The sequence below is a fragment of the Cellulomonas biazotea genome (assembly GCF_004306155.1).
Lineage (GTDB): Bacteria > Actinomycetota > Actinomycetes > Actinomycetales > Cellulomonadaceae > Cellulomonas > Cellulomonas biazotea.
Genome location: NZ_BIMR01000189.1, coordinates 1 through 12,505, shown reverse-complemented (window position 1 = coordinate 12,505; position 12,505 = coordinate 1). Strand labels below are relative to the sequence as shown.

Here is a 12,505-nt window from a genome sequence, read left to right as displayed (position 1 = left end):
CCGGCGGCACGGCCGCGGCCTGGGTCGCCGTGTGGTTCGTGGGTGCCGCGACGGCGTTCAGCCTCTTCCAGGTGCCCTACATCGCGCTGCCCGCCGAGATCGCGGCGACGTCCGCGGAGCGCACGCGCCTGCTCGCGCCCCGCATCGCGGTGCTGGCGGTCGCGATCCTCGCGTTCGGCGCGGGCGGGCCGCTGGTCCGCGACGCGGCGGGCGGCGGACGCACCGGCTACCTCGTCATGGGCGTGGTGAGCGGCGTCGTCATCGGGCTCGGCATGCTCGCCGCCTGGTGGGGCGCGCCTCGCCGGGCCGTCGTCACCCCACCGGCCGGTTCGCCCGTCGCACCGCGGCCCCGCGTGCGCGGCGACGCCCTCCGCCTCGGGCTGGCCGCGCTGCGTGAGCTGCCCGCGTTCCGGTGGCTGCTCGCGACGTTCGTCCTGCAGGCCCTCGCGACCGGCGCGATGCTCGCGGGCGCGCCGTACGTCGCGACGTACGTCCTGCACGACGAGGGGGCGGTCACCGTCCTGTTCGCGGCCCTCGTGGCGCCCGCGCTGCTCGTCATGCCGTTCGCCACGCGGGTCGCCCGCCGCCTCGGCAAGCGCGGCGGGTACCTCGCCGCGTCGGGGCTCTTCGTCGTCGCGACGCTCGCGCTGCTGCCCATGCGGTGGGTGCCCGGGCCGTGGGTGTACGCGCTCGTCGCCGTCGCGGGCGTCGCGTACGCGGGCCTGCAGCTCTTCCCGCTCGCGATGCTGCCCGACGTCGCCGCGGTGGACGCCCGCGAGCGCGGCGTGGACCGGGCGGGCGTCCTGGGCGGGGTGTGGACGGCAGCCGAGACGGCCGGGCTCGCGCTGGGCCCGACGCTCGTCCTGCTGATGCTGGCCGGCACGGGGTTCGTGTCGCGCGCGGGCGGTGACGTGCTCGTGCAGCCGGGTTCGGCGGTCACGGGCATCACGCTCGCGTTCACGCTGCTGCCGGCGCTGCTCGCGGGCGTGAGCCTGCTGACCCTGACCCGCTACACGCTCGCGGAGCACGTCGTGGACGCGACGCCCGCCGACCGGGAGGCACGCTCGTGACCACCTCGCCCCGCTGGACCGCCCGGACGCCCGACGACGTGCTGGGGGTGCTGGCCGACCTGCGTCGCGCGGACCCGCCGACGCACGGCGGGCGCGTGCTGTCGTACGTGTACGACTCGGGCCGGGCCGACCTCGACGCGGTCGCGGCGCGGGCTGTCGAGCTGTTCCTGCCGGTCAACGGGCTGGACCCGACGACGTTCACGTCGGTCGCGGCGCTGGAGGGGCGTGTCGTGGCGCGTGCCCGGCAGGTGCTGGGCGGTGACGAGGGGACGGTCGGGTCGGTGACGACGGGCGGCACGGAGTCGTGCCTGCTCGCCGTGAAGTCGGCGCGCGACGTCTGGCGGGCGGCGGACCCGTCGCGCGTGCACGCACGGCCGACGCTCGTGCTGCCGACGACGGCGCACCCGGCGTTCCACAAGGCGGCGGCGTACCTCGACCTGGACGTCGTCGCGGTGCCGGTCGACACGGTGCGCGGCACCCCCGACGCGCAGGCCGTGCTGCGGGCGCTCGACGAGCGGACGGCGCTGGTCGTCGTGAGCGCACCGAGCTACCCGTTCGGCGTGGTGGACCCGGTCGCGCAGGTCGCGGCGGGTGCGGCGGAGCGGGGCGTCGCGTGCCACGTCGACGCGTGCATCGGCGGCTGGGTGCTGCCGTGGTGGGGGAGCGCGGAGTCGCCCGTCCCGCCGTGGGACCTGCGGGTCGAGGGGGTGACGTCGATCTCCGCCGACCTGCACAAGTACGGGTTCGCGCCGAAGGGTGCGTCGGTCGTGCTGTACCGCGACGCGGCCCGGCACCGGGCGCAGTTCTTCGCGACGACCGCGTGGCCCGGGTACCCGGTGGTCAACCCGACGGTCCTCGGCTCGCGGTCGGCGGGCGGGCTCGCGGCGGCGTGGGCGGTGCTGGAGTCCGTCGGCGAGGACGGGATGGCGGACCTCGTCGCGGCGACGCGGTCGGCCACGGCGACGCTGCGCGCGGTGGTCGACGCGACGCCGGGCGTCCGCCTGGTCGGTGACCCGACCGGTCCGCTGCTCGCGGTCGCGGCCGACGACGCGCTCGACGCCGACCGACGGGTGGACCCGTTCCTGCTGGTCGACGCGCTGCGTCGCCGCGGCTGGCTCGCGCAGGCGCAGCCCGCGCTCGTGCAGGGCGACGGCTCGTCGCTGCCGCGGACCGCGCACCTGACGGTGACCCCGGTGACCCTGCGGGTCGTCGACGACCTCGGGGCTGCCTTCCGCGCCGCGGCCGACGACGTGCGCGGCCTGCCCCCGGCGGCGCCCGACCCGGGTCTCGCGCAGGCCGTCCTGACGGACGGGCTGCCGGAGGACCTCGCGACGGTCATGGCGACGCTGGAGGCCCTGCCGCCCGACGTCGTGCGGCCGCTCCTGGTCGAGGTGCTGGCCCGGGCGTCGGCGCCGACCGCGTGACGCCGGTCACGCCCGCCCGGCGCGCGTGAGACGACTCCGGCCCGCCGGGAGGTGCGGGGTTAGGATCGACGCTCGACAGGCCGTCCTTTAAGACCCGTCCCGTGAGGCGGGGAAGGAGTCCGCATGAGCACTGGCACGCCTGCGCCCGCCGACAGCCTCGAGCACGTGAACGTCGTGCTCGGCGCCCCGGAGATCGGCAGGGCGCTCACCCGTATCGCGCACGAGGTCCTCGAGCGCAACAAGGGCGGCGACGACGTCGTCCTGCTGGGCATCCCCACCCGGGGCCTGCCGCTGGCGCGCCGTCTGGCCGCGCGCCTCGCCGAGGTGGAGCCGGGGCTCGACCCCGCCGCCCTCGCGGGCAGCCTCGACGTGACGATGTACCGCGACGACCTCGCGCACCAGCCCACCCGCACGATCGGCGCGACCGACCTCCCGGGCGGCGGGATCGACGGCAAGGTGGTCGTCCTCGTGGACGACGTCCTGTACTCGGGCCGCACGATCCGGGCCGCGCTCGACGCGATCAGCGACCTGGGGCGGCCGCGGGCGGTCCAGCTCGCCGCGCTCGTGGACCGCGGGCACCGTGAGCTGCCGATCCGCGCGGACTACGTCGGCAAGAACCTGCCGACGTCGACGACCGAGCGCGTGCGGGTCCTGCTGACGGAGACCGACGGCCGGGACGCCGTCGTCATCGAGGGGGGCACCCGATGAGGCACCTGCTGTCCGCCGCGGACCTCGACGTCCGGGACGCGGTGCGGATCCTCGACACGGCGGGGCAGATGGCCGCGACGCAGGCGCGGGAGATCAAGAAGCTCCCGACGCTGCGCGGCCGCACGGTCGTCAACCTGTTCTTCGAGGACTCGACGCGCACCCGCATCTCGTTCGAGACGGCCGCCAAGCGGCTGTCGGCGGACGTCATCAACTTCTCGGCCAAGGGGTCGAGCGTGTCCAAGGGCGAGTCGCTCAAGGACACCGCGCTGACCCTGCAGGCCATGGGCGCCGACGCGGTCGTGATCCGGCACCAGTCGTCGGGCGCGCCGCACACGCTCGCGCACGCCGGCTGGACGAACGGCGCCGTGGTCAACGCGGGCGACGGGACGCACCAGCACCCGACGCAGGCGCTGCTCGACGCGTACACGCTGCGCCGGCACCTCGTGGGTGACGGCGGTCGTTCCGACGTCTCCGGGCAGGACCTCGCGGGCCTGCGGGTCGCGATCGTCGGCGACGTGCTGCACAGCCGGGTCGCCCGGTCCAACGTGCAGCTCCTGCACACCCTGGGCGCCCACGTCACGCTCGTCGCGCCGCCGACGCTCGTCCCCGTCGGGGTCGAGGCGTGGCCCGCCCGCGTCTCGTACCACCTGGACGAGGTCATCGCCGACGACAAGCCCGACGCGGTCATGATGCTGCGCGTCCAGCGTGAGCGGATGTCGAGCGCGGGCGGCGGGTTCTTCCCCAGCCCTCTGGAGTACACCCGCGGCTTCGGTCTCGACGCGCGCCGCCTCGACGCGCTGCCCGACCACGCGATCGTGCTGCACCCCGGACCGATGAACCGCGGCCTGGAGATCTCCGCCGACGCCGCCGACTCGCCGCGCGCGGTGATCGTCGAGCAGGTCGCCAACGGGGTCGCCGTGCGCATGGCCGTGCTGTACCTGCTGCTCGCGGGCGAGTCGCCCGCCCCGACGACGACGAAGGTGGACGCGTGACGACGAGGTACCTGCTGACCGACGTGGCGCCGCTCGGCGGGACGCCCGTCGACGTCCTGCTGGCCGACGGCGTCATCGCCGCGACCGGCCCCGACGCCCGCGCGCAGGCCGGTGACGACGCGACCGTGATCGACGGAGCGGGCCTCGTCCTGCTGCCCGGCCTGGTGGACCTGCACACGCACCTGCGCGAGCCGGGCCGCGAGGACGCCGAGACGGTCCGTACCGGCACGCGCGCCGCCGCCGCGGGCGGCTTCACGGCCGTGCACGCGATGGCGAACACGACGCCCACCCAGGACACCGCCGGTGTCGTCGAGCAGGTGTGGCGGCTCGGCCGCGACGCCGGCTGGGTCGACGTGCGGCCCGTCGGGGCGGTCACCGTCGGCCTGGAGGGGGAGCGGCTCGCCGAGCTGGGCGCGATGGCGCAGTCGGAGGCCGCCGTGCGCGTGTTCTCCGACGACGGCAAGTGCGTGCACGACCCGGTGCTCATGCGCCGCGCGCTCGAGTACGTCAAGGCGTTCGACGGGGTCGTCGCGCAGCACGCGCAGGAGCCGCGGCTCACCGAGGGCGCCCAGATGCACGAGGGCGTCGTGTCGGCCGAGCTCGGCCTGACCGGCTGGCCCGCGGTCGCCGAGGAGGCGGTCATCGCCCGCGACGTGCTGCTCGCCGAGCACGTCGGCTCGCGCCTGCACGTGTGCCACCTGTCGACCGCCGGGTCGGTCGAGATCATCCGCTGGGCGAAGTCACGCGGCATCGACGTCACCGCCGAGGTCACGCCCCACCACCTGGTCCTCACCGACGACCTGGCCCGCGGGTACGACCCGCTGTTCAAGGTCAACCCGCCGCTGCGCACCGCCGCGGACGTCGAGGCGGTCCGCGCGGGCCTGGCCGACGGGACGATCGACATCGTCGCGACCGACCACGCGCCGCACACGCGCGAGGACAAGGACTGCGAGTGGGCGGCCGCCGCGTTCGGCATGACCGGCCTCGAGACCGCGCTGTCCGTCGTGCAGGAGACGATGGTCGACACCGGCCGCATGACCTGGGCCGACGTCGCCCGCGTCCTGTCGAGTGCGCCCGCCCGGATCGGTCGCGTCGACGACCACGGCCGGCCCGTCGCGGTGGGGGAGCCCGCCAACCTCGTGCTCGTGGACCCCGCCGCCCGCCGGGTCGTCGACCCGCGCGAGCAGGCCACCAAGAGCGTCAACTCGCCCTTCCGCGGCCGTGAGCTGCCCGGGCGCGTCGTCGCGACGTTCCTGCGCGGACGCGCGACCGTCCTGGACGGCGTGCCGTGTGACGACGACGCCGCGGTGTCCCGGTGACCGCGGTCGCCCCGACCGGGGGTGCCCGGTGACCCGCACCACCGTCTCCGTCGTCGTCCTCGTCGTCCTCGCGGTGCTCGCGCTGTGGGGGATGCGGGCCGGCTGGCTCGCCCGACGACGACGCAGCGCCGACGTCGTCCCGACCCTGCCCGTCGCACCCGCCGACCTCGGTGCCACGCGGCTCGGCCCGCTCGACGCCGTGTACGTCTCGACCACCCGGGCCGGCGACTGGCTCGACCGCGTCTCGGCGCACGACCTCGGGGTGCGCAGCCCCGCGGTCGTCGAGGTCCACGACGCCGGGGTGACGATCACCCGCACGGGCGCGACGGACGTCTTCGTCCCCGCCTCGACCCTGCGGGCCGCCGGCACCGCACCCGGCATCGCGGGCAAGGTCGTCGGCGGCGACGGCGTCGTCGTCGTCACCTGGCAGCCCGACCCCGACGACCCGCGCGGCCTCGACACCGGCCTGCGCCCGCGGCACGCCGCCGACCGCACCCGGCTGGTCGACGCCCTCACGGGCCTCGTCACCGCCGGCGCCACCGCGGCCGCCGCACCCACCGACCACGCGCCCGGCGCACCCGGGCAGGACGCGACCCCCGGCACCGCCGGGCAGGAGGAGAAGCCATGACCGACGCAGTGCTCGTCCTCGAGGACGGCCGGACGTTCGCCGGGCGGGTGTACGGCGCCACCGGCCGGACCCTCGGCGAGATCGTCTTCAACACCGGCATGACGGGCTACCAGGAGACCCTGACCGACCCGTCGTACCACCGCCAGATCGTCGTGATGACCGCACCGCACATCGGCAACACGGGCGTCAACGACGAGGACCCCGAGTCGGACCGCATCTGGGTCGCGGGCTACGTGGTCCGCGACCCCGCGCGGCGCTCGTCGAGCTGGCGTGCGCGCCGCACCCTCGACGAGGAGCTCGCGGCGCAGGGCATCGTCGGGATCAGCGGCATCGACACGCGTGCCCTCACGCGGCACCTGCGCGAGCGGGGCGTCATGCGCGCCGGGATCTTCTCCGGCGACGCGCTGCTGGCCGACGGCGAGCGCCGCCCGGACGACGAGCTGCTCGACGAGGTCCTCGCCGCACCCGCGATGGCGGGCGCCGACCTCGCGGGCGAGGTGTCGACCGACGAGGCGTACGTGGTCGAGGCCCTCGGCCCCGACGGTCAGCCGCTCGCGGAGCCCGTCGCGACGGTCGCGGCCGTCGACCTCGGCATCAAGGCGATGACCCCGCAGCGACTCGCCGAGCGCGGCGTGCGCGTGCACGTCCTGCCGGCCACCGCGACGATCGACGACGTCCTCGCGACGTCGCCCGACGGCGTGTTCTTCTCCAACGGCCCCGGCGACCCGTCCGCGGCCACGCACGAGGTCGACCTGCTGCGCGACGTCCTGGACCGCCGCATCCCGTTCTTCGGCATCTGCTACGGCAACCAGCTGCTCGGCCGCGCGCTCGGCTACGGCACCTACAAGCTCGGCTACGGGCACCGCGGCGTGAACCAGCCGGTGATGGACCGTCTCACCGGCAAGGTCGAGATCACGGCGCACAACCACGGCTTCGCCGTGGACGCCCCCCTCGACGGGGAGTCGACCGCGCCGCACGACGGCGGCCGCTACGGCCGGGTCGTCGTGAGCCACGTGGACCTCAACGACGACGTCGTGGAGGGTCTGCGCGCGCTCGACCTGCCCGCCTTCTCGGTGCAGTACCACCCGGAGGCCGCGGCCGGCCCGCACGACGCCGCCTACCTGTTCGACCGCTTCGTCGAGCTCATGACCGCCCAGAACCCGAACGACGAGAAGGGCGCCGCCTGATGCCCCGCCGCACCGACATCTCCAGCGTCCTGGTCATCGGGTCCGGCCCGATCGTCATCGGCCAGGCCTGCGAGTTCGACTACTCCGGGACGCAGGCGTGCCGCGTCCTGAAGGAGGAGGGCCTGCGGGTCGTCCTGGTCAACTCGAACCCCGCCACGATCATGACGGACCCCGAGTTCGCCGACGCGACCTACGTCGAGCCGATCACGACCGAGGTCCTCACGACGATCATCGCCAAGGAGCGCCCCGACGCGATCCTGCCCACGCTGGGCGGCCAGACGGCCCTCAACGCGGCGATCGCGCTGGACGAGGCGGGCGTGCTCGAGAAGTACGGCGTCGAGCTCATCGGCGCGAACATCCCCGCCATCCAGAAGGGCGAGGACCGCGAGCAGTTCAAGCAGGTCGTCGAGGTCTGCGGCGGCGAGTCGGCCCGCTCGGCCATCGTGCACACCATCGACGACGCCCTCGCGGCCGTCGAGGACCTCGGCTACCCGGTCGTCGTGCGCCCGTCGTTCACGATGGGCGGCCTCGGCTCGGGCATCGCCTACGACGAGGAGGACCTGCGCCGCATCGTCGGCCAGGGCCTGCACTACTCGCCGACCACCGAGGTGCTCCTGGAGGAGTCGATCCTCGGCTGGAAGGAGTACGAGCTCGAGCTCATGCGCGACAAGCACGACAACGTCGTGGTGGTCTGCTCGATCGAGAACGTCGACCCGGTCGGCGTGCACACGGGCGACTCCGTGACGGTCGCGCCCGCGCTCACGCTCACCGACCGCGAGTTCCAGAAGCTGCGCGACATCGGCATCGCGGTCATCCGCGAGGTCGGCGTCGACACCGGCGGGTGCAACATCCAGTTCGCCGTCGAGCCCACGACGGGCCGCGTCGTCGTCATCGAGATGAACCCGCGCGTCTCGCGGTCCTCCGCGCTCGCGTCGAAGGCGACGGGCTTCCCGATCGCGAAGATCGCCGCGAAGCTCGCCGTCGGGTACACGCTCGACGAGATCCCGAACGACATCACGGGCTCGACCCCGGCGTCGTTCGAGCCGACGCTCGACTACGTCGTCGTCAAGGTGCCGCGCTTCGCGTTCGAGAAGTTCCCGGCCGCCGACGACACGCTCACGACGACCATGAAGTCCGTCGGCGAGGCCATGGCGCTGGGCCGCAACTTCACCGAGGCGCTCGGCAAGGCGATGCGCTCGATCGACAAGAAGGGCTCGGTGTTCCACTGGGCCGGCGAGCCGGCCGCGGGGGAGGAGCTCGACGCGCTCGTCGCGACGATCGGACGCCCCACCGAAGGGCGCCTGATCGACGTGCAGCAGGTGCTGCGCGCGGGCGTCGAGGTCGACGAGGTCTACGCCCGCACGGGCATCGACCCGTGGTTCCTCGACCAGGTCCAGCTCGTCAACGAGGTCGCCGCCGCGACCGCGGCCGCCGAGGTGCTGACCCGCGAGGTGCTCGCGCACGCGAAGCGGCACGGCCTGTCGGACGCGCAGGTCGCGCAGCTGCGCGGCACGAGCGAGGACGCGGTGCGCCGCGCCCGGCACGCCGTGGGGCTGCGCCCGGTGTTCAAGACGGTGGACACGTGCGCCGCCGAGTTCGCCGCCAGCACGCCGTACCACTACTCGGCGTACGACGAGGAGACCGAGGTGCAGCCGCGCGAGCGGCCCGCGATCCTCATCCTCGGCTCCGGGCCGAACCGCATCGGGCAGGGCATCGAGTTCGACTACTCGTGCGTGCACGCGGCGCTGGCCCTCAAGGGCGAGTTCGAGACCGTCATGGTCAACTGCAACCCCGAGACGGTGTCCACGGACTACGACACCTCGGACCGGCTGTACTTCGAGCCGCTGACGTTCGAGGACGTCCTGGAGGTCTACCAGGCGGAGCTCGCCGCCGGTCCCGTCGCGGGGCTCATCGTCACGCTCGGCGGCCAGACCCCGCTCTCGCTCGCGCAGCGCCTCGCCGACGCCGGGCTGCCCATCCTCGGCACGTCCCCGGAGGCCATCGACGCCGCCGAGGACCGCGGGGAGTTCGGCAAGGTCCTCGAGCAGGCGGGCCTGCCGGCCCCCGCGTTCGGCACCGCGACGACGCTCGGCGGCGCCAAGGAGACGGCGCGACGCATCGGGTTCCCCGTGCTCGTGCGGCCGTCGTACGTCCTCGGCGGGCGCGGCATGGAGATCGTCTACGACGAGCACCAGCTCACCGAGTACGTGCAGCGCGCGCTCGACAACGCGGCCGACGGCGGACGCGCGGGCACCCTCCCGCCGCTGCTCATCGACCGCTTCCTCGACGACGCGATCGAGATCGACGTCGACGCGCTGTTCGACGGCACCGAGCTGTTCCTCGGCGGTGTCATGGAGCACATCGAGGAGGCCGGGATCCACTCCGGCGACTCGGCGTGCGCCCTGCCGCCCGTGACGCTCTCGACGTCCGAGCTCGAGCGCATCCGCCTCTCGACCGAGGCGATCGCCCGCGGCGTGGGCGTGCGCGGTCTGCTCAACATCCAGTTCGCGCTCGTCTCCGACGTGCTCTACGTCCTGGAGGCCAACCCGCGCGCGTCGCGCACCGTGCCGTTCGTCTCCAAGGCGACCGGCGTCTCGCTCGCCAAGGCAGCGGCGCTCGTCATGGCCGGCCGCTCGATCGCCGACCTGCGCGCGTCGGGGATCCTGCCCGAGCAGGACGCGAGCGTGCTCGACCTCGACTCGCCGGTCGCCGTCAAGGAGGCCGTGCTGCCCTTCAAGCGGTTCCGCACCGCCCAGGGCGTCGTCGTCGACACGGTCCTCGGCCCGGAGATGCGCTCGACGGGCGAGGTCATGGGCTTCGACGTCGACTTCCCGACGGCGTTCGCGAAGTCGCAGGAGGCGGCGTTCGGCGGCCTGCCGACGAGCGGCAAGGCGTTCATCTCGGTCGCCGACCGGGACAAGCGCTCGATCGTCTTCCCCGTGAAGCGCCTCGCCGAGCTGGGCTTCGAGATCCTCGCCACGGAGGGCACCGCCGCGGTCCTGCACCGCAGCGGCATCCAGTCGACCGTGGTCCGCAAGTACTCCGCGGGCCGCGGTGCCGACGGCGAGCCGACGATCGTCGACCTCATCACGGCCGGCGACGTCGACATCGTCGTCAACACCCCCTCGGGCCAGGGCGCCCGGGCCGACGGCTACGAGATCCGCGCCGCGACGACCGCCGCCGACAAGGCGATCGTCACGACCGTCCAGCAGCTCGGCGCCGCGGTCCAGGCCATCGAGGCGGCCCAGGCCGGGCCGTTCGCGGTGACCAGCCTGCAGGAGCACGACGCGGCGGCGGCGCGGCGGCGTGAGGCCCGCGCGGCGGTCCCGGCGTGAGCGGCGACGTCGCGGCGGGAGCCGGGCGCGAGCCGTTCGGCGCCCGCCTGGCCGCGGCCATGGCGGACCACGGTCCGTTGTGCGTCGGGATCGACCCGCACCCCGTGCTGCTCGCGGACTGGGGGCTGACGGACGACGCGGCAGGGCTGCGCACGTTCGCCCGCACCGTGCTCGACGCGGTCGGCGGCCGGGTCGCGGCCGTCAAGCCGCAGTCGGCGCTGTTCGAGCGGCACGGGTCCGCGGGGGTGGCCGTCCTGGAGGAGGTCGTCGCCGCCGGCCGCGAGACCGGCACGCTCGTCGTGGTCGACGCGAAGCGCGGCGACATCGGCTCGACGATGGCCGGCTACGCCGACGCGTACCTGCGGGACGGGTCGCCGCTCGCCGGCGACGCCCTCACCGTCTCGCCGTACCTCGGCTTCGGGTCGCTCGACCCGGCCGTCGACCAGGCGCTCGCCACGGGGCGCGGGCTGTTCGTGCTGTGCCTCACCTCCAACAAGGAGGGGCACGAGGTGCAGCACGCCCGCACCGAGGACGGCGCGACCGTGGCCGCGAGCATCGCGGCCCGTGCGGCAGCCCTCAACGCCGGCCTCGACCCGATGGGGTCGATCGGGCTGGTCGTCGGCGCGACCGTCGGCGACGCGGCCACCCGGACGGGCACCGACCTCACGCGCGTCAACGGCCCGCTCCTGGCCCCCGGCGTGGGGGCCCAGGGGGCCGGTCAGCGCGAGCTCACGCAGGTGTTCGGCGCCGCCCGGCGGCAGGTCCTGGCCTCCTCGTCGCGCGGCGTCCTCGCGGCCGGGCCGGACGTCGCCGCCCTGCGCACCGCCGCCCGTCGTGCCGCCGACGAGGCGCGCGCCGCGCTCGCCTGACTACCGGGCACGTCGTGGAGCCCCGCCGCACGGCCGCGGGGCTCTGCGGCGCGCCCCCCGAGCGCGTCCCGCGTCGGAGCTCGTCGGGACGTCCTCGCAGGTCGCTCCGGCGCGTCCGCGTTGCCGACCACGTGGACCGTCGCTAGTTTCATTCTCACGGCCCCCCGCAACCTGGGGACCATCGGCCCACTGACGAGAAGGTGACGCGCGTGGCTCTTCCTCCGCTGACTCCCGAACAACGAGCCGCAGCGCTCCAGAAGGCCGCCGCCGCCCGGCAGGCCCGTGCCGAGGTGAAGAACCGCCTCAAGTACTCGCAGGGCACCCTGTCCGAGGTGATCGAGCAGGGCCAGAAGGACGAGACCATCGGCAAGCTCAAGGTGCTCGCGCTCCTCGAGTCCCTGCCCGGTGTGGGCAAGGTCAAGGCCCGTGCGATCATCTCCGAGATCGGCATCTCCGAGACGCGGCGCGTCCGCGGCCTCGGACCCCACCAGGTGAAGGCGCTCGTCGACCGCTTCGGGTGACGAACGGTTCGTCACCGCCCGCAGCACGAGGAGCACCGCACCACCCATGACGACGACGCCCGCCCGGCTGACCGTTCTCGCCGGACCCACCGCCGTCGGCAAGGGCACGGTGTCCGCCGACGTCCGCGCCCGGTATCCCGAGGTCTGGCTGTCGGTGTCCGCGACGACGCGGCCACCGCGGCCGGGCGAGGTCGACGGCGTGCACTACCACTTCGTCAGCGTCGACGAGTTCGACCGCATGGTCGAGCAGGGCGACCTGCTGGAGTGGGCGGTCGTGCACGGCCGCAACCGGTACGGCACCCCGCGCGAGCCCGTCGAACGACGGCTCGCGGCCGGGGAGCCGGCACTGCTCGAGATCGACCTACAGGGTGCGCGCCAGGTCCGCGCGACCATGCCCGACGCGAGCTTCGTGTTCCTCGCCCCACCGTCGTTCGCCGAGCTCGAGCGGCGGC

The 12,505-nt window shown here is 74.5% G+C and carries 11 protein-coding genes; all 11 read left to right on the top strand.

The features are described 5' to 3' along the window. Positions 1 to 1,070 (top strand): MFS transporter (locus tag CBZ_RS12450; protein ID WP_130781852.1); only part of this gene is annotated, 1,070 nt, incomplete at its 5' end. Further along, positions 1,067 to 2,494: a pyridoxal phosphate-dependent decarboxylase family protein gene (locus CBZ_RS12445; protein ID WP_130781851.1), complete on the top strand. Its 1,428-nt coding sequence runs from the start codon at positions 1,067 to 1,069 to the stop codon at positions 2,492 to 2,494. The genes CBZ_RS12450 and CBZ_RS12445, both read left to right, overlap by 4 nt. Before the next feature lie 123 nt (positions 2,495 to 2,617). Next, complete coding sequence (gene pyrR / locus CBZ_RS12440; protein ID WP_246013334.1) at positions 2,618 to 3,202, top strand: bifunctional pyr operon transcriptional regulator/uracil phosphoribosyltransferase PyrR; 585 nt, start codon at positions 2,618 to 2,620, stop codon at positions 3,200 to 3,202. Then, complete coding sequence (locus CBZ_RS12435; protein WP_130781850.1) at positions 3,199 to 4,194, top strand: aspartate carbamoyltransferase catalytic subunit; 996 nt, start codon at positions 3,199 to 3,201, stop codon at positions 4,192 to 4,194. The genes pyrR and CBZ_RS12435 overlap by 4 nt, the downstream gene beginning before the upstream one ends. Further along, on the top strand, positions 4,191 to 5,513 hold the full coding sequence (locus CBZ_RS12430; protein WP_130781849.1) for a dihydroorotase: 1,323 nt from the start codon (positions 4,191 to 4,193) through the stop codon (positions 5,511 to 5,513). The genes CBZ_RS12435 and CBZ_RS12430 overlap by 4 nt, the downstream gene beginning before the upstream one ends. A 28-nt stretch (positions 5,514 to 5,541) precedes the next feature. Beyond that, on the top strand, positions 5,542 to 6,141 hold the full coding sequence (locus CBZ_RS12425) for a PH-like domain-containing protein (protein WP_246013332.1): 600 nt from the start codon (positions 5,542 to 5,544) through the stop codon (positions 6,139 to 6,141). Beyond that, positions 6,138 to 7,328 carry a glutamine-hydrolyzing carbamoyl-phosphate synthase small subunit gene (carA, locus tag CBZ_RS12420; protein WP_130781848.1) on the top strand — a complete coding sequence of 397 codons (1,191 nt, stop codon included), beginning with the start codon at positions 6,138 to 6,140 and terminating at the stop codon, positions 7,326 to 7,328. The genes CBZ_RS12425 and carA overlap by 4 nt, the downstream gene beginning before the upstream one ends. Beyond that, positions 7,328 to 10,663 carry a carbamoyl-phosphate synthase large subunit gene (gene carB / locus CBZ_RS12415; RefSeq protein ID WP_130781847.1) on the top strand — a complete coding sequence of 1,112 codons (3,336 nt, stop codon included), beginning with the start codon at positions 7,328 to 7,330 and terminating at the stop codon, positions 10,661 to 10,663. The genes carA and carB overlap by 1 nt, the downstream gene beginning before the upstream one ends. Beyond that, positions 10,660 to 11,532, top strand: coding sequence for an orotidine-5'-phosphate decarboxylase (gene pyrF / locus CBZ_RS12410; protein ID WP_130781846.1), 873 nt, complete (start codon positions 10,660 to 10,662; stop codon positions 11,530 to 11,532). Before carB ends, pyrF begins: the two co-directional genes overlap by 4 nt. A 209-nt stretch (positions 11,533 to 11,741) precedes the next feature. Then, positions 11,742 to 12,053: an integration host factor, actinobacterial type gene (mihF, locus tag CBZ_RS12405; protein ID WP_124343482.1), complete on the top strand. Its 312-nt coding sequence runs from the start codon at positions 11,742 to 11,744 to the stop codon at positions 12,051 to 12,053. Between the two features lie 46 nt (positions 12,054 to 12,099). Then, a partial coding sequence (gene gmk / locus CBZ_RS12400) for a guanylate kinase (RefSeq protein ID WP_130781845.1) occupies positions 12,100 to 12,505 on the top strand: 406 nt, incomplete at its 3' end.